Here is a 17,781-nt window from a genome sequence, read left to right as displayed (position 1 = left end):
TCGTCATGATCCAAGTCCCGTACGAGAGCGACCAGTCGTCCCCTGACCCGTGCCCCTCGGAGGAATCTTGGAAGTGACTCTTGTGCGCCCCCAGGGGTTCACTTAACCTCACTGCAACATCGAAGCGCTTCGACTGGCGGGACGGTGATCCGCGGCCACGCCCGCGGGCGCATCCGGAACCGCGCACGTCCCCGACGACCGCTTCAGCTCAGCCAGTTCCACTGAAGACACCGCAGCCGACGGCCACCGCCGGGTGTCCCGGTGCGCCACGAAGGGTTGACGCAATGACGCCGAACGCCGCCTCCGGTCCCAGCCGGAGAAAGTTCCTCACCTCCACCGCGGCCGTCACCGCAGCGGTGGCGGGAGGGATGCCGCTGCTCTCCGCCTGCGGCGGGGGGTCGGACGGAGGCTCGCGGGACGGCACCACGTCGGGCAAGGACGCCGAGAAGCTGCTGCCGGCGTACGTGGCCGGCAACGTGGTCACCCCCGACATCCCCAGCAAGAACGGCTCCGCGGTCGGCTTCACCGGCAAGCTGGACCTCGCGGGCCTGAAGACCTCGGTGCCGAAGAAGCTCGGCAAGGGCGGCCGGGTCACCGTCATGTCGCCGTTCTGGGGGTCCCCGCCGAAGGAGGACAACGCCTACTACAGGGCGATGAACGACCTCATCGGCGTCGACGTGGTCTGGCAGAACCAGGACGGCAACACCTACGACCAGAAGCTCGGCGCGGTCCTCGCCTCCAGCAAGGTGCCCGACGTGGTGGTCGTGCCCGGCTGGAACATGACCGGCAAGATACCCAGCGCCATCATCGGCAAGTTCGCCGACCTCGGCCCCTACCTCTCCGGCGACGCCGTCAAGGAGTACCCCAACCTCGCGGCGATCCCCACCGACGCCTGGCAGCGGTCCCTCTTCGGTGGCAAGCTGCGCGGCCTGCCGATGCCCTCCTCGTACGTGACCAGCATCGTGCCGCTGTACCGGCAGGACATCTTCGAGAAGGAGGGCTACCAGGTCCCCCGCTCCTGCGACGAGTTCATGACGCTGGCCAAGGAGGCCACCAGCGCGAGGGCCAAGCGCTGGGCCTGCCTGGACATGAAGTGGACCGCCTTCAACGCCTTCGGCGTGCTCTCCGGCAACGAGAAGTCGCTCGGCTGGAACCAGGCCGACGGCAAGCTGGTCCACCGCGTCGAGACCGACGAGTACCTCGAGGCCCTGGAGTGGACGCGCAAGCTGTTCGCCGCCGGAGTCGTGCACCCCGACGCCCGGCTCGGCAAGAGCAACGCCGCCGACCCCGGTCCCAAGTTCGCCGCCGGCGAGTTCCTCATCTACAACCAGGACATGTCCCAGTGGTGGAGCCGCACCGCGGAACAGGCCACCCAGAACCCCGAGTTCAGGATCTGGGGCATGGACATCTTCGGCCACGACGGCGGCACCCCCACCCTGTGGGCGCAGAACCCGGCGGGCATCTTCGCCTTCGTCAACAAGAAGGCGTCCGAGTCCGTGATCCGCGACGTGCTGGCCGTCGCCAACGTCACCGCCGCGCCGTACGGCACCAAGGAGTACATGGCCACCAACTACGGTGTGGAGGGCACCCACTACACCGTCGAGAACGGCGTGCCCACCAAGACCGAGCAGGGCAACATCGACGTGATGAACGCCTACGTGATGGTGGCGAGCCCCGCCGCGACCATCGCCCACCCCGACTTCCCCGAGGTCGCCAAGGGGCAGGTGGAGTGGCAGCAGCGGATGGGCGCCTTCACCAAGAAGTCCACGTTCTACGGCATGCAGATCGTCGAGCCCGCCCGCTGGACCAACCTCGCCAACGACTTCGAACAGCTCGAGGACGACGTCGTCCGCGGCCGCAAGAAGATCAGCGACATGCAGCAGGCCGTCTCCGACTGGCGGAGCAAGGGCGGCGACAAGCTGCGCGACTGGTACAGGAAGCTGCTCGACGAGAACGGCACGGCGGCGAGCTGACCGGTACCGAGGCGAGGAGAACCGCCGTGTCCCACAGCACGGTGCCCCGGACCAGGGCCGAGGCCGATGCGACGAAGAAGACCCCGGTGGCGTCCGGCGACGCCACCGGCTCCCGGAAGGGGAGGACGAACACGGGAAAGCTCGGCCTGCGGCTGAGATTCCGGCGCGACCGCGTACTGCTGCTGATGACGCTGCCGGCCGTCCTGCTGGTACTGCTCTTCAACTACGTACCGATCCTCGGCAACGTCGTCGCCTTCCAGGAGTACGACCCCTACATCAGCGACAACGGCGTCGTCTCCATCCTGCACAGCCCCTGGGTGGGCCTGGAGAACTTCCAGCGGATCTTCGAGGACTCCGCCTTCTGGAACGCGGTGCGGAACACGCTGGTGCTGTTCCTGCTCCAGCTCGTGCTGTACTTCCCGGTCCCCATCCTGCTCGCGCTGCTCATCAACAGCGTGGTGCGGCCCCGGGTGCGGGCGATCGCGCAGGCCGTCCTCTACCTGCCGCACTTCTTCTCCTGGGTGCTGGTCATCGCCGTCTTCCAGCAGCTGTTCGGCGGCGCCGGGCTCCTCTCCCAGCTGCTGCGCGACCACGGGTACGACGGGCTCAGCCTCATGACCGACCCGGACACCTTCGCGTTCCTGGTCACCGCGCAGAGCGTCTGGAAGGACGCCGGCTGGGGGATCATCGTCTTCCTCGCCGCGCTCGCCTCGGTCAGCCCCGACCTGTACGAGGCCGCCGCGATGGACGGCGCGAACCGCTGGCGCCGCATGTGGCACGTCACACTGCCCGCACTGCGCCCGGTGATCGCCCTGCTGCTGGTGCTGCGCGTCGGCGACGCCCTGACGGTCGGCTTCGAACAGATCCTGCTGCAACGCGACGCCGTGGGACCGGGAGCCGCGGAGGTCCTCGACACCTTCGTGTGGTGGAACGGCGTCCGCAACCAGGACTTCGGCTACGCGGCCGCCGCCGGGCTCGTCAAGGGCGTCATCAGCCTCGGCCTGGTCCTGATAGCGAACAAGGTGGCCCACCTCATGGGCGAGCAGGGGGTGTACAAGAAGTGACCGCCGTCATCGACAAGCCCGCGCGGACTCCCGGCCGGTGGGCGGCCCCGCCCCGGCCGGTGTGGGAGGAGAGGCCCAGCCGGGCCGGACTCGCCGGCAAGGGCCTCGTCCTGCTCCTGGCCTGCCTGGGCATCCTGTTCCCGCTGTGGATCGTCGTCGTCACCAGCCTCTCCTCGCGCAGGTCCATCGACGAGGCCGGCGGGCTGGTGATGATCCCGAAGGACATCACCTTCGTCGCCTACCAGGAACTCCTCAGCGGCGGCCAGGTCACCCGGGCCGCGCTCGTGAGCATCGGCGTCACCCTCGTCGGCACCCTGTTCTCCATGGCGGTGTCGGTGCTGTGCGCCTACGGGCTGTCCCGCAGCGGCTCGCTGGGCCACCGCTGGATCCTCATGGTGCTGCTGGCCACGATGTTCTTCAGCGCCGGACTCATCCCCACCTACCTGCTGGTGCAGTCCCTCGGCCTGACGGACAGCTACCTCGCGCTGATCCTCCCCGGCGCGATCAGCGTCTTCAACATCCTGGTGCTGCGCGGCTTCTTCATGGGCATCTCGCAGGAACTGGTCGACAGCGCCCGCATCGACGGCGCCGGGGACCTGCGCATCCTGTGGCAGATCGTCCTGCCCCTGTCCCGCGCGGTCGTCGCGGTGATCACCCTGTTCTACGCCGTCGGCTACTGGAGCGCCTGGTTCAACGCCTCCCTGTACCTCAACGACCAGGACATGCTGCCCCTGCAGAACGTCATGATCCAGCTGGTGCAGAAGCAGGAGGCGCCGGTCGGCCTCGGCCAGGCGATCAAGACCGGCGAACTGTCCGGCCTGGCCGTGCAGATGGCCGTCATGGTCATGGCCCTGCTGCCCGTCGCGGTGCTGTCGCCGTTCGTCCAGCGCCACTTCAAGAAGGGGATGCTGACAGGGGCGGTGAAGGGGTGAGGTGCCAAGGGCCCGTGCGGTCCTCCGGCCGGCGCACCACCGTGGCCGGCCGCGCCCCCGCGGCGCAGCCGCACGCCGGAACAGTCCCGCGCCCCTCGAGTCCCTCCGCCTCCCGTCCCCTGTAGAGCGAGGTATGTCATGTGTGCATCCCACCCGGGCAGACGCGCGGTCCTGGGCGGTGCCGCGGCCGGCGTCGCGCTGGCCGCCGCTCCGCTCGCCGCCGTCCCGCTCGCCGCCGGGCGTGCGAGGGCCGCGGAGAACGTCCCCCACACCCCCTACCGCTGGCGCAACGTCGTCATCGGCGGCACCGGATTCATCACCGGTGTCATGTTCCACCCCCGCGTCCGCGGGCTCGCCTACGCCCGTACCGACATCGGCGGCGCCTACCGCTGGGACGACCGCGCCGCCCGCTGGACCCCGCTGCTCGACCACCTCGGCTGGGACGACTGGAACCTCCTCGGCGTCGAGGCGATGGCCGTCGACCCCACCCACCCGGACCGCCTCTACCTGGCTTGCGGCACCTACGCCCAGGCCTGGTCGGGCAACGGCGCGATCCTGCGCTCCGACGACCGCGGCGCCACCTGGCGGCGCACCGACCTCACCGTGAAGCTCGGCGCCAACGAGGACGGCCGGGGCACCGGCGAGCGGCTCCTGGTCGACCCGCGTGACAGCGCCACCCTGTGGCTGGGCACCCGGCACGACGGCCTGTGGAAGTCGGCGGACCGGGGCGCCACCTGGGCCCCCGTCCCCGGCTTCCCGGCCGCACCGACCACCACCGGCCAGGGCGTCACCCTCCTCGTGGCCGCGGGCCGCACCCTCTACGCCGGCTGGGGCGACGCCCACGGCACCGCGCCGAACCTGTTCCGCACGACCGACGGCCGCACCTGGGACGCCGTCCCCGGACAGCCCTCCGGCACCGCGGCCGGGGTCCCGGTCCGCGCCGCGTACGACGGACACGCCCACGAGCTGTACGTGACGTACGCCGACGCGCCCGGACCCAACGGGCAGTCGACCGGCAGCGTGCACAAGCTGCGCACCACGGACGGCCGCTGGACCGACGTCACCCCGGTCGCGCCCGGCGGCACCGACACCTTCGGTTACGGCGGCGTCGCCGTCGACGCCCGCCGCCCCGGCACCGTCGTCGTCTCCACCAACAACCGCTGGGCGGCCGTCGACACCCTGTTCCGGACCACTGACGGCGGCCGCACCTGGACGTCCCTCAAGGACTCCGCCGTCCTCGACGTCTCGGAGACGCCCTACCTCTCCTGGGGCGAGGAACAGCCCAAGTTCGGCTGGTGGATCCAGGCCGTCGCCCTCGACCCGTACGACGCACGGCACCTCCTGTACGGCACCGGCGCCACCCTCTACGGCACCCGCGACCTCCGGCACTGGGCGCCGCGGATCCGCGGCCTGGAGGAGAGCTCCGTGACCCAGCTGATCTCGCCCCCGACCGGCGCGGCGCACCTGCTCAGCGGAGCGCGGGACATCGGCGTGATGTACCACGAGCGGCTCACCGCGTCCCCGGCGCGCGGCATGGCGACGAACCCCGTCTTCGGATCGGCGACGGGCCTCGCGCAGGCCGCGCGCAGACCGGCGTACGTCGTCCGGGCCGGCTGGGGCGACCACGGCAACGGCGCCCGCTCGGAGGACGGCGGCATCACCTGGGCGCCCTTCGCGGCCCAGCCCGCGCTCGCCGAGGACGCGCCCGGACCGATCGCCGTCAACGCCGACGGCAGCGTGCTGCTGTGGTCCTTCGTGCGCGGGGACGGCACCGGGTACCCGGCCCACCGCTCGGCGGACAACGGCGCGACCTGGTCCGAGGTCCCCTCCTTCCCGAAGGGCGCCACACCGGTCGCCGACCCGGCCGACCCGGCGCGCTTCTACGCGTACGACACCACCACCGGAACGCTGCTCGCCAGCACCGACGGCGGCCTCTCCTTCACCGCCCGCGCGACCGGACTGCCCTCCGGGGACAGCCAGTTCGAGCTGGTCGCGGCACCCGGCCGGTCCGGTGACCTGTGGCTGAGCACCAAGGAGAACGGCCTGTACCGCTCGACCGACGGCGGCGTCACCTTCACCAAGGTCGACAGCTGCCGGTCCTCCCACACCCTCGGCTTCGGCAAGGCCGCCGACGGCGCCGACTACCCGGCGATCTACCAGGTCGGCTCCACCGGGGCCGCCACCGCCGTCCACCGCTCCGACGACGAGGCGCGGACCTGGACGCGGATCAACGACGACCGGCACCAGTGGGGGTGGACCGGCGAGACCGTCACCGGCGACCCGCGCGTCCACGGCCGCGTCTACCTCGCCACCAACGGGCGCGGCATCCAGTACGGGGAGCCCGCATGACGCCGGGCCTCGCGGACGCCACGCGCGGCCGCATCCTCTTCGGCGGCGACTACAACCCCGAGCAGTGGCCCGAGGAGACCTGGCACGAGGACGTCCGCCTGATGAAGGCCGCCGGCGTCACCTCCGTCACCCTCGGCGTCTTCTCCTGGTCGAGGCTCGAACCCCGGCCCGGCGTCCACGACTTCGCCTGGCTGGACCGCCTCATGGACCTGATGCACGCCCACGGCATCGGCGTCGTCCTCGCCACCCCCACGTCCGCGCCCCCGCCCTGGCTCGGCCGGCTGCACCCGGACACGCTGCCCCGCGACGAGGACGGCCGCACCGAGTGGTGGGGCGGCCGGCAGCACTTCTCGCACTCCAGCACCACCTACCGCCGCCACGCCGCCGCCGTCACCGAGGCCCTGGCCGCCCGCTACGCGGACCACCCGGCCCTCATCCTGTGGCACATCAACAACGAGTACTGCACCTTCGACCACGGCGACGAGGCCGCCGCGCGCTTCCGCCGCTGGCTCCGGCGCAGGTACGGCACCCTCGACGCCCTCAACACCGCCTGGGGCACCGCCTTCTGGAGCCAGGGCTACGACGACTGGGAGGAGATCCTCCCGGCCCGCCGCACCCACTACCTGAAGAACCCCACCCAGGTCCTGGACTTCCGCCGCTTCACCTCCGACATGCTCCTGGAGTGCTTCACCGCCGAACGCGACATCGTCCGCCGCCACACCCCGCACATCCCGGTCACCACCAACTTCATGCCGCTGTGGCACGGCCAGGACGCCTGGCGCTGGGCCGAGGAGGAGGACGTCGTCTCCGTCGACCTCTACCCCGACCCGCGCGACCCCCTGGGCGCCCAGCACGGCGCCCTGGTCCAGGACATGACCCGCTCGCAGGCCCGCGGCCCGTGGATGCTCATGGAGCAGGCGGCCGGACCGGTCAACTGGCGCGGCGCCAACCACCCCAAGCCGCGCGGCCTGAACCGCCTGTGGTCCCTCCAGGCCGTGGCGCGCGGCGCGGACGCCGTCTGCTACTTCCAGTGGCGCCAGTCGAGGCAGGGCGCGGAGAAGTTCCACTCCGGCATGATCGGCCACGCGGGGGAGCAGGGCCGTACGCACCAGGAGATCAGGCGGCTCGGCGCCGACCTCGCGAAGCTCGGCCCGCACGTGGCGGGCACCCGGATCACCGCCGACGTCGCCGTCCTGCACGACTGGCACTCCTGGTGGGCCGGCGACCAGGAGGGACGCCCCTCCACCCGCTTCGGCTACCCGGACGTCCTGCACGCCTGGCACCGGGCCCTGTGGGAGGCCCACCTCACCACCGACTTCGCCCACCCCGAACACGACCTCACCCCCTACCGGGTGGTCGTCGTGCCCCAGCTCTACGCCCTCACCGACGCGGCGGTCGACCACCTCCTCGCCCACGTCCACCGCGGCGGCACCCTCGTCTGCGGCTTCCTCACCGGCGTCGCCGACCAGGACGACCGGATCAGGGACGGCGGCATGGACGCCCGGCTGCGCGACCTGTTCGGCATCCGCACCCTGCACGAGTGGTGGCCCCTGGAGACGGACGCGACGGTGGCCTGCGACGGCTTCCGGGGCACGCTGTGGTCGGAGGAGATCGAGCCCGACGGCACCGCCGACGAGACGCTCGCCTACCGGGGCGGCGAGCTGGACGGACTGCCGGCCGTCCTGCGCAGGGGCCGCGCCTGGTACGTCTCGACCCTCCCGGAACCGGAGGCGCTGCGCGGCCTGCTCGCCCGCGCCGCCGCCGACGCGGGCGCCCGCCCGGTGCTCGACGGCCTCCCGGCCGCGGTCGAGGCGGTACGCCGCGGCGACCTGCTGTTCCTCCTCAACCACGGCCGCGAACCGGTCACCGTGGACGTCCCCGGCACCCACCGCGACCTGCTGACCGAGGCGACCGTCACCGACCGCGTCACCCTCGGCCGCCACGGCGTGGCGGTCCTCGCGGAGCCGGCCTCATGACCGGCGGTCCCGTGCACGGAACCTGGGAGCCCGAGCCCGCCGCCCGCTGGGAGGACGCCTTCCTCAGCGGCAACGGCCACCACGGCGCCCTGGTGTTCGGCGATCCGCGGGCCGACCGGACCGTCGTCACCCACCACACCCTCGTCCGCCCGGACGGCGACGACGAGCACCGCCGGCCGCCCCGGCTCGCCGCCGGACTCCCCGCGCTCCAGGACCGCCTGCTGGCCGGCGACACGACCGCCGCCGAGGACTTCACGGACGGCCGCCCGCTGCAATGGGTGCGGCCCTTCCACCCGGCGTTCCAGATCCGGCTGAACAGGCCCCCCGACGACACCGGCCACCCCTACCGCCGCTCCGTCGACTTCACCACCGGCGAGACGACGGCGACCCGCTCCCGCTGGACCAGCCGCGTCTTCGTCTCCCGCGCCGACGACGTGATCGTCCAGCACGTCACCGCCCCGCACCTCACCCTCGACGTCTCCCTCGACCCCCGCCTCCCCGGCGCCCCCGCCCGTCTGGGCATCGGCCACGGCGCCGTCCTCACCCCCGAGGGCGCCCTGCTCAGCCTGCGTGCCCGCTACCCCGGCAGCGACCTGGCGTACACCGGCGTCACCCTGATCGCCGTCACCGGCGGCACCACGAAGCTGGTCCCGCCGGGCGTGCTCGTCGAGGGCGCCACGGAGGTCCTGCTCCTCACCCGGGTACGCCGGCACACCGGGGACCTGGACGTGACCGCCGAGGGCCGTGCCCTGCGCGACCTGGCGGACGGCGACTTCCCCGACGGACCGGACGGGGCCCCGGAGGGCACACCGCAGCACACGCCCCACGACGCACCGGCCGGCACGCCGTACGACGTCCTCCTCCACCGCCACCTCGCCGCGCACCGCACCGCCTACGACCGCGTCACCCTCGACCTCGCCGCCGCCCCCGCCGAACGCGCCCTGCCGGGCTCGGCCCTGCTGGCGCGGCCCCGCAGCGCGGCCCTGCTGGAGCGCCTCTTCGCCGCCGGCCGCTACCACCTCCTGTCGGCCAGCGGCCTGCTCCCGCCCCGCCTGACCGGCCTGTGGACCGGCGACTGGAACACCGCCTGGTCCGGGGCGTTCACCACCAACGCCAACCTCAACCTCCAGACCGCCTCCGCCGCCGCGGCCGCCCTGCCCGAGGTCACCGAGGCGCACGCGGCCCTGGTCCACCGCCAGCTCCCCGACTGGCGGGACAACGCCCGCGCGATCTTCGGCACCCGCGGCATCGTCGCGCCCTCCCACACCGACGGCGAGTGCGGGCACACGTACCACTTCAGCCGCGAGTACCCCCTGCACCTGTGGACGGCCGGCGCCGACTGGCTGCTCAAGCCCCTCGTCGACCACGACGAGACCTACGGCACCCGCGACCCGCGCACCGTCGCCGCGCTCGCCGAAGCCGCCCTGTTCTACGAGGACTTCCTCACCCGCACCGACGCCGACGGCCGGCTCGCCGTCGTCCCCTCCTACTCGCCCGAGAACCGGCCCGCGAACGCGAGCTGGGGCACCGTCGACGCGGCCATGGACCTCTCCGCCGCCCGGCACGCCCTGCGCACCGCCGCCGACCACCACCCCGAGCACGCCGACCGCTGGCGCGCCCTCACCGACCGGCTCCCGCCGCACCGGATCAACGCCGACGGCGCCCTCGCCGAGTGGGCCCGGCCCGGTCTGGCGGACACCTACGACCACCGCCACCTCAGCCACCTCTACGGCGTCTGGCCGCTCGACGAGATCACCCCCCACGACACCCCCGAACTCGCCGCCGCCGCCCGCCGCGCCCTCGAACTGCGGGGCGCCGAGAACGACTCGGCCCACGGCCACCTCCACCACGCCCTGGTCGCCGCCCGGCTCGGGGACGGCGCCCGGGTCGCCCACGCGCTGGGCCGGGTGCTCGACGGCGACTACTTCCACGCGTCCCTGATGAGCGCCCACTACCCCCACCGCGACGTCTACAACGCCGACGCCGCGCACGCCCTCCCGGCCGTGCTCGTCGAGATGCTCGTGCAGTCCACGCCCGGCCGGCTGGTGCTGCTCCCCGCCCTCCCGGCCACCTGCCCCGAGGGTGAGCTCAGGGGCGTACGCACCCGGTTCGGGGCCACGCTCGACCTCACCTGGACGCCCGACGGCAGCGCGACGGCCGTCCTGCGCCCGGACCGCACCCACCGCATCGACCTCAGGACCCCCTCCGGCGCCGAACCCCTCGACCTGGTCGCCGGAGAGGACCGCGTCATCAGCGTCAAGACGCGGTAGCACCGGCGCCCCTCCCCCCACCCATGGAAGGAAGAACCATGGCACCACGCACGCGCACCCTGACCGCCCTCCTCGCCCCGGCCCTCGCGCTCGGCGCCACCGTCGGCCTCGCCTCCGCCCCCGCCCAGGCCGCCGTCTGGAACACCTGCGACCAGTGGGGCAACACGAGCCTGAACGGCTACACCCTCTACAACAACATCTGGGGCTCCGGCGCCGGCAGCCAGTGCGTCTGGGCCAACTCCGGCACCAACTGGGGCGTCTGGGCCGACCACCCGAACACCGGCGGCATCAAGTCGTACCCGAACGCCAAGAAGGTGATCAACAAGCCGATCGCCTCCCTCGGCTCGCTCACCAGCAGCTACAGGGTCACGGTCCCGTCGTCCGGCGCGTACAACACGTCGTACGACATCTGGGACACGGAACACGACTACGAGATCATGCTCTGGGTCAACCACAACGGCGCCGTCGGTCCGCTCGGCACCTCGCAGGGCTCGGTGACCCTCGGCGGCCCCTCCTGGAACGTCTACAAGGGGAACAACGGCGCCAACGAGGTCTTCTCGTTCCTGCGCACCACGGACTCCAGCTCCGGCACGGTGAACATCCTCCCGATCCTGAAGTGGATCAAGGACACCAAGGGGTGGATGGGCAACGAGACCATCGGTGACGTGCAGTTCGGCTACGAGATCACCTCGTCCGCCGGCGGCCTCGACTTCCGCACCGACACCCTGACGGTCAGCGGCGGCTGACCCACCGCACCACGGCCGAGGGGCCGGCCCCGCCCGGGACCGGCCCCTCTCCACGTCCACTCCACGACCGGCGACCTCGCCCGGTCCCGCTCACGCGGGGTGCCGACGACGGGGGAGGGCCGGGCGAGACCGGCCCGCACGGAGCCGGCCCGCGCGAGGCCGGTCCGCGCGAAGACGGCGCCCGCGTGGACGGCCCGCCGGCTACGGCCGGACCGGCGCCGGTCCCGAGCTCGCCCGCACCGTCAGTTCCGGCGCGAGCAGCACGACCTCCTCGCTGCCGCGCCCGTCCAGCTTGGCGAGGAGCTGTTCCACGGCGTGCCGGCCCATCTCCTGCGCCGGCACGGCGACCGAGGTCAGCCGCACCGAGGCCTGGACGGCGACCTGCTCGGGGCAGACCGCGACCACCGACACGTCCTCGGGCACGGCCCGGCCCTGCTGGCGCAGCAGCGCGAGCAGCGGCTCGACCGCCGACTCGTTCTGGACGACGAACCCGGTGGTCCCCGGGCGCTCGTCGAAGACGCGGGCGAGGGTCGCGGACATCGCGTCGTAGCCCCCCTCGCACGGGCGGTGCAGCAGCCGCAGCCCCAGCTCGCGCGCGCGGGTGCGCAGCCCGTCGAGGGTGCGCTCGGCGAAGCCGGTGTGCCGCTCGTAGACGGCGGGCGCCTCACCGATGACGGCGACGTCGCGGTGCCCCAGCGACGCCAGGTGCTCCACGCACAGCGCACCGGTCGCCCGGAAGTCGAGGTCGACGCAGGTCAGGCCGGTGGTGTCGGCGGGCAGCCCGATCAGCACGGAGGGCTGGTCGGTGCCGCGCAGCAACGGCAGCCGCTCGTCGTCGAGTTCCACGTCCATGAGGATCATCGCGTCGGCGAGGCCGCTGCCGGTGACGCGGCGCACCGCGTCGGGCCCCTCCTCGCCCGTGAGCAGCAGGATGTCGTATCCGTGGGCCCGTGCGCTGGTCGCGACCGCGATGGCGATCTCCATCATCACCGGCACGTACATGTCGGTGCGCAGCGGGATCATCAGCGCGATGATGTTCGACCTGCTGCTGGCCAGGGCGCGGGCGCCGGCGTTCGGGTGGTAGCCGAGCGTCCGGATGCTCTCCTCGACCCGCTGCCGGGTGGTGGTGGAGATGGACCGCTTGCCGCTGAGGACGTAGCTCACCGTGCTCGCCGAGACTCCGGCGTGCTGGGCGACCTCGGCGAGGGTGACCATCCAGCTCTCCAAGCTTTGTGAAGCGCTTCGACAGCGCACAGGGTGGACATAGGCGCGTGAGGGTGGTTCGACAGTAACTCCAGCAGGAGTGGGTGTCCATAGGCTGTCGAAGCGCTTCGACAGCCTCTTTTCCTCCCGGTGTCTCCCCGGCCTCCCACCCATCCTCTCGCGCCCGCGGCCATCGGCCGAACGGCCGCACGAAGGGTGGTGGGCCCGCCCCGGAGCGGGTACACACGGACGGGTAGCACCGACTCGTACCGTACGCCCGCGAGTTCACGCATCGGGGACTTCGCGGCCGTACCTCCCTTCGATGCCGATCCGCGGCGAGGTGAGCCCCATGTCCGCTCCACCCACCCCTCCCTCCCGACCCACCGTCTCCGAACGCGAGGCCCGCCAGGTGGCGGAGGCTGCCCGGGAACAGGACTGGCGCAAGCCCAGCTTCGCCAAGGAGCTGTTCCTCGGCCGCTTCCGCCTCGACCTCCTCCACCCCCATCCGGTCCCGGCCGAGGAGGACGTCCAGCACGGCGAGGAGTTCCTCGCCAAGCTCCGCGACTTCTGCGAGACGAAGATCGACGGGTCCGTCATCGAACGCGACGCGCGGATCCCCGACGAGGTGATCACGGGGCTGAAGGAGCTGGGCGCCTTCGGCATGAAGATCGACACCAAGTACGGCGGGCTCGGCCTCACCCAGGTCTACTACAACAAGGCCCTCGCCCTGGTCGGATCCGCGAGTCCGGCGATCGGCGCGCTGCTCTCCGCCCACCAGTCGATCGGCGTGCCGCAGCCGCTGAAGATGTTCGGCACCCAGGAGCAGAAGGACACCTTCCTGCCCCGCTGCGCGCGCACCGACATCTCGGCGTTCCTGCTCACCGAACCGGACGTCGGCTCCGACCCGGCCCGCCTCGCGACCACGGCGGTGCCGGACGGCGACGACTACGTGCTCGACGGCGTGAAGCTCTGGACGACCAACGGCGTCGTCGCCGACCTGCTCGTCGTCATGGCCCGCGTGCCGAAGTCCGAGGGCCACAAGGGCGGCATCACCGCCTTCGTCGTGGAGGCCGCATCCGAGGGCATCACCGTCGAGAACCGCAACGCCTTCATGGGCCTGCGCGGCCTGGAGAACGGCGTCACCCGCTTCCACCGGGTCCGCGTCCCCGCCGCGAACCGCATCGGCCCCGAGGGCGCCGGCCTCAAGATCGCCCTGACCACCCTGAACACCGGCCGCCTCTCGCTGCCCGCCATGTGCGTCGGCGCCGGCAAGTGGTGCCTGAAGATCGCCCGCGAGTGGTCGGCGGCGCGCGAGCAGTGGGGCAAACCGGTCGCGCTGCACGAGGCGGTCGGCGCCAAGATCTCCTTCATCGCGGCCACCACCTTCGCCCTGGAGGCCGTCCTCGACCTCTCCTCCCAGATGGCCGACGAGGACCGCAACGACATCCGCATCGAGGCCGCCCTCGCCAAGCTCTACGGCTCCGAGATGGCCTGGCTGATGGCCGACGAGCTGGTCCAGATCCGCGGCGGACGGGGCTTCGAGACCGCGGCCTCCCTCGAGGCCCGCGGCGAGCGCGCGGTACCCGCCGAGCAGCTCCTGCGCGACCTGCGGATCAACCGCATCTTCGAGGGCTCCACCGAGATCATGCACCTGCTGATCGCCCGCGAGGCCGTCGACGCCCACCTCTCGGTCGCCGGCGACCTGATCGACCCGGACAAGACCCTGTCCGACAAGGCGAGGGCGGGCGCCCAGGCGGGCGTCTTCTACGCCAAGTGGCTGCCGAAACTGGTCGTGGGGCCGGGCCGGCTCCCGCGCTCCTACGCCGACTTCCACCCCACGGGCCACGTCGACCTCTCCGGCCACCTGCGCTACGTCGAACGCACCGCCCGCAAGCTCGCCCGCTCCACCTTCTACGCCATGTCCCGCTGGCAGGGCCGGATGGAGACCAAGCAGGGCTTCCTGGGTCGCGTCGTCGACATCGGCGCCGAGCTGTTCGCCATGAGCGCCGCCTGCGTCCGCGCCGAGCACCTGCGCGCGAGGGGCGACCACGGCCGCGAGGCCTACCAGCTCGCCGACGCCTTCTGCCGCCAGGCCCGCATCCGTGTCGAGGAACTCTTCGGCCGCCTGTGGACCAACACCGACGACCTCGACCGCAAGGTCGTCAAGGGCGTCCTGGGCGGCGCCTACGCGTGGCTGGAGGAGGGCGTCGTCGACCCGTCGGGCCAGGGCCCCTGGATCGCGGACGCGACGCCGGGGCCGAGCAGCCGGCAGAACGTCCACCGCCCCATCCCCTGACGCACCCGCCGGTCGCCGGGTCCCGTCGTCGCCCTCCGCCCGCGCGGCGACGACGGGACCCGGCGGCGACCGCCCCGCGCGGCATCCGCCCGGGGACGCGCTGTCCTCCCGCGGAGCGGTTGCGGCCACAATGGGGGGATGAGCGACAGTCCAGCCCCCCTCGCCGACCCGCACCTCGTCTACGACCCGGTGGCGGGCGACGGCCCGAAGGACGTGGTGATCCTCGGGTCCACCGGGTCGATCGGGACCCAGGCCATCGACCTCGTGCTGCGCAACCCGGACCGCTTCCGGGTCACCGCCCTGTCCGCCGACGGCGGCCGGGTCGCCCTCCTCGCCGAGCAGGCGTACCGGCTGAAGGCACGGACCGTCGCCGTGGCCCGCGAGGAGGTCGTCCCGGCGCTGCGCGAGGCGCTCGCCGCGCGGTACGGCACCGGAGAGCCGCTTCCCGAGATCCTCGCCGGACCGGACGCGTCCACCCGGCTCGCCGCCTCCGACTGCCACACCGTCCTCAACGGCATCACCGGCTCCATCGGCCTCGCCCCGACCCTGGCCGCCCTGGAGGCGGGCCGCACCCTCGCGCTCGCCAACAAGGAGTCGCTCATCGTCGGCGGCCCGCTGGTCAAGGCCCTCGCCAAGCCGGGGCAGATCATCCCGGTCGACTCCGAGCACGCCGCCCTCTTCCAGGCGCTCGCCGCCGGCACCCGCGCCGACGTGCGCAAACTGGTCGTCACCGCCTCCGGCGGCCCCTTCCGCGGCCGCACCAGGGAGCAGCTGGCGAGCGTCACCGTCGAGGACGCCCTCGCCCACCCCACCTGGGCCATGGGCCCGGTCATCACGATCAACTCCGCGACCCTCGTCAACAAGGGGCTGGAGGTCATCGAGGCGCACCTGCTCTACGACATCCCCTTCGACCGCATCGAGGTCGTCGTGCATCCCCAGTCGTATGTTCACTCGATGGTGGAGTTCACGGACGGATCGACCCTGGCGCAGGCGACGCCCCCCGACATGGGCGGGCCGATCGCCATCGGTCTCGGCTGGCCCGAACGGGTCCCCGACGCCGCCCCCGCCTTCGACTGGAGCAAGGCCTCGACCTGGGAGTTCTTCCCCCTCGACAACGAGGCCTTCCCCTCGGTGAACCTGGCCCGGCACGTCGGCCGGCTCGCGGGAACGGCTCCGGCGGTGTTCAATGCCGCCAACGAGGAGTGCGTCGAGGCGTTCCGCCGCGGCGCGCTGCCGTATCTCGGGATCATGGAGACCGTCACGCGGGTGGTCGAGGAGCACGGCACCCCCCGTACGGGAACCTCGCTCACCGTCGCGGACGTCCTCGAAGCGGAGACCTGGGCCCGCGCCCGGGCCCGGGAACTGGCGGCACAGACGGCGGAGGCCCGTGCATGACGACCCTGATGTTCATCCTCGGCATAGTCCTCTTCGCGGTCGGCCTGCTGTTCTCCATCGCCTGGCACGAGCTGGGCCACCTCTCCACGGCCAAGATGTTCGGCATCCGCGTGCCGCAGTACATGGTCGGATTCGGGCCGACGATCTTCTCGAGGAAGAAGGGCGACACCGAGTACGGGGTCAAGGCCATCCCGTTCGGCGGCTACATCCGCATGATCGGCATGTTCCCGCCCGGTCCCGACGGCCGGATGGAGGCCCGCTCCACCTCGCCCTGGCGCGGCATGATCGAGGACGCCCGCTCGGCCGCCTTCGAGGAGCTCCAGCCCGGTGACGAGAAGCGCCTGTTCTACACGCGCAAGCCGTGGAAACGGGTCATCGTCATGTTCGCCGGCCCGTTCATGAACCTGATCCTCGCGGTGGTGCTGTTCCTCACGGTCCTGATGGGCTTCGGCATCTCGCAGCAGACCACCACCGTCAGCTCCGTCTCCCAGTGCGTGATCTCGCAGAGCGAGAACCGCGACGACTGCACCAGGTCCGACCCGGCCTCACCGGCCGCGGCGGCCGGCCTGAAGGCGGGCGACAAGATCGTCTCCTTCGACGGGGTCCGCACCGACGACTGGGACAAACTGTCCGACCTGATCCGCGCCACCCCCGGCGAACAGGTGCCGATCGTCGTCGAGCGCGGCGGCCAGGAGGTCACGCTCCACGCCCACATCGCCACCAACCAGGTCGCCAAGAAGGACTCCCACGGACAGATCGTCCAGGGCGAGTACGTCACCGCCGGCTTCCTCGGCTTCAGCGCCGCCACCGGCGTCGTGAAACAGGACTTCGGCCAGTCCGTGACCTGGATGGGCGACCGCATCGGCGACGCCGTCGACTCCCTCGCCGCCCTGCCCGGCAAGATCCCCGCCCTGTGGGACGCCGCCTTCGGCGACGGGCCCCGCGAGGCCGACTCCCCGATGGGCGTCGTCGGCGCCGCCCGGGTCGGCGGCGAGATCGCCACGCTGGACATACCGCCCACCCAGCAGCTGGCCATGTTCGTCATGCTGGTCGCCGGCTTCAACCTCTCCCTGTTCCTGTTCAACATGCTCCCGCTGCTGCCGCTCGACGGCGGACACATCGCGGGCGCGCTGTGGGAGTCGCTGCGCCGCAGCACCGCCAAGGTGCTGCGCCGGCCCGACCCGGGCCCGTTCGACGTGGCGAAGCTGATGCCGGTGGCGTACGTGGTGGCGGGCGTGTTCGTCTGCTTCACCCTGCTCGTCCTGGTGGCGGACGTCGTCAATCCGGTACGGATCAGCTGACGTTCCCGTAGCCCGGCGTGAAGCCCGATCCGGAGAGCATGTCCCTCCGGGCCGGGCTTCACGCACGTGACGGGCCGGACGGGAGCCATCGGGTGGTTTCGCCCCACGCCGTGTGCCGGGGCCCGGGGCCGTGTCGTAATCTCGAGGGTCGGAGCCCGTCGCTGACCGGGGCCGGATCTTGATCCAAGACTTGGGGTTGCACAGCAGATGACTGCGATTTCTCTCGGCATGCCGTCCGTTCCGACCACGCTCGCCGTGCGCCGGAAGAGCCGGCAG

The 17,781-nt window shown here is 72.1% G+C and carries 11 protein-coding genes; 10 read left to right on the top strand and 1 reads right to left on the bottom strand.

Annotation, left to right across the window (positions count from 1 at the left end; genetic code table 11):
• Positions 1-284 precede the first annotated feature (284 nt).
• The 7 genes from JHAT_RS29650 (at position 285) to JHAT_RS29620 (ending at position 11,310) form a co-directional block, all read left to right on the top strand.
• On the top strand, positions 285-1,973 hold the full coding sequence (locus JHAT_RS29650) for an extracellular solute-binding protein (protein WP_077801365.1): 1,689 nt from the start codon (positions 285-287) through the stop codon (positions 1,971-1,973).
• A 26-nt stretch (positions 1,974-1,999) separates the two neighbouring features.
• Complete coding sequence (locus JHAT_RS29645; protein ID WP_077801364.1) at positions 2,000-3,037, top strand: sugar ABC transporter permease; 1,038 nt, start codon at positions 2,000-2,002, stop codon at positions 3,035-3,037.
• On the top strand, positions 3,034-3,969 hold the full coding sequence (locus JHAT_RS29640) for a carbohydrate ABC transporter permease (protein WP_077801363.1): 936 nt from the start codon (positions 3,034-3,036) through the stop codon (positions 3,967-3,969). The genes JHAT_RS29645 and JHAT_RS29640 overlap by 4 nt, the downstream gene beginning before the upstream one ends.
• A gap of 138 nt (positions 3,970-4,107) precedes the next feature.
• Positions 4,108-6,318 carry a 1,4-beta-glucanase gene (locus JHAT_RS29635; RefSeq protein WP_077801362.1) on the top strand — a complete coding sequence of 737 codons (2,211 nt, stop codon included), beginning with the start codon at positions 4,108-4,110 and terminating at the stop codon, positions 6,316-6,318.
• The gene (locus JHAT_RS29630) at positions 6,315-8,294 is read left to right on the top strand and encodes a beta-galactosidase (RefSeq protein WP_077801361.1); all 1,980 of its coding nucleotides are present in this window, start codon (positions 6,315-6,317) and stop codon (positions 8,292-8,294) included. Before JHAT_RS29635 ends, JHAT_RS29630 begins: the two co-directional genes overlap by 4 nt.
• Positions 8,291-10,564: a glycoside hydrolase N-terminal domain-containing protein gene (locus JHAT_RS29625; RefSeq protein ID WP_077801360.1), complete on the top strand. Its 2,274-nt coding sequence runs from the start codon at positions 8,291-8,293 to the stop codon at positions 10,562-10,564. Before JHAT_RS29630 ends, JHAT_RS29625 begins: the two co-directional genes overlap by 4 nt.
• Positions 10,565-10,602: 38 nt before the next feature.
• Positions 10,603-11,310, top strand: coding sequence for a hypothetical protein (locus tag JHAT_RS29620; RefSeq protein WP_107482058.1), 708 nt, complete (start codon positions 10,603-10,605; stop codon positions 11,308-11,310).
• Between the two features lie 201 nt (positions 11,311-11,511).
• Here JHAT_RS29620 and JHAT_RS29615 read toward each other — a convergent pair whose 3' ends face one another.
• A complete protein-coding gene (locus JHAT_RS29615; protein ID WP_077801358.1) occupies positions 11,512-12,525 on the bottom strand; it encodes a LacI family DNA-binding transcriptional regulator in 1,014 nt (337 codons plus the stop codon).
• A gap of 337 nt (positions 12,526-12,862) precedes the next feature.
• Between JHAT_RS29615 and JHAT_RS29610 the strand changes: the two genes are divergently transcribed.
• The 3 genes from JHAT_RS29610 (at position 12,863) to JHAT_RS29600 (ending at position 17,505) form a co-directional block, all read left to right on the top strand.
• On the top strand, positions 12,863-14,809 hold the full coding sequence (locus JHAT_RS29610; protein WP_077801376.1) for an acyl-CoA dehydrogenase family protein: 1,947 nt from the start codon (positions 12,863-12,865) through the stop codon (positions 14,807-14,809).
• Positions 14,810-14,947: 138 nt separating this feature from the next.
• The gene (gene dxr, locus JHAT_RS29605; RefSeq protein ID WP_077801357.1) at positions 14,948-16,204 is read left to right on the top strand and encodes a 1-deoxy-D-xylulose-5-phosphate reductoisomerase; all 1,257 of its coding nucleotides are present in this window, start codon (positions 14,948-14,950) and stop codon (positions 16,202-16,204) included.
• Positions 16,205-16,212: 8 nt separating this feature from the next.
• A complete protein-coding gene (locus JHAT_RS29600; protein WP_077801375.1) occupies positions 16,213-17,505 on the top strand; it encodes an RIP metalloprotease in 1,293 nt (430 codons plus the stop codon).
• Positions 17,506-17,781: the final 276 nt, after the last annotated feature.

This window comes from Streptomyces sp. JHA26 (assembly GCF_002005565.1).
Taxonomy (GTDB): Bacteria; Actinomycetota; Actinomycetes; order Streptomycetales; family Streptomycetaceae; genus Streptomyces.
Note: the sequence above shows the minus strand (reverse complement) of the source record. Positions and strands in the feature narration are given on the sequence as shown.

Bases quoted from the DNA above. Each gene is read 5' to 3' on its own strand.
- JHAT_RS29650 (WP_077801365.1), top strand. From the start codon at position 285: ATGACGCCGAACGCCGCCTCCGGTCCCAGCCGGAGAAAGTTCCTCACC.
- JHAT_RS29635 (WP_077801362.1), top strand. From the start codon at position 4,108: ATGTGTGCATCCCACCCGGGCAGACGCGCGGTCCTGGGCGGTGCCGCG.
- JHAT_RS29630 (WP_077801361.1), top strand. From the start codon at position 6,315: ATGACGCCGGGCCTCGCGGACGCCACGCGCGGCCGCATCCTCTTCGGC.
- JHAT_RS29625 (WP_077801360.1), top strand. From the start codon at position 8,291: ATGACCGGCGGTCCCGTGCACGGAACCTGGGAGCCCGAGCCCGCCGCC.
- JHAT_RS29620 (WP_107482058.1), top strand. From the start codon at position 10,603: ATGGCACCACGCACGCGCACCCTGACCGCCCTCCTCGCCCCGGCCCTC.
- JHAT_RS29615 (WP_077801358.1), bottom strand. From the start codon at position 12,525: ATGGTCACCCTCGCCGAGGTCGCCCAGCACGCCGGAGTCTCGGCGAGC.
- JHAT_RS29610 (WP_077801376.1), top strand. From the start codon at position 12,863: ATGTCCGCTCCACCCACCCCTCCCTCCCGACCCACCGTCTCCGAACGC.
- dxr (WP_077801357.1), top strand. From the start codon at position 14,948: ATGAGCGACAGTCCAGCCCCCCTCGCCGACCCGCACCTCGTCTACGAC.
- JHAT_RS29600 (WP_077801375.1), top strand. From the start codon at position 16,213: ATGTTCATCCTCGGCATAGTCCTCTTCGCGGTCGGCCTGCTGTTCTCC.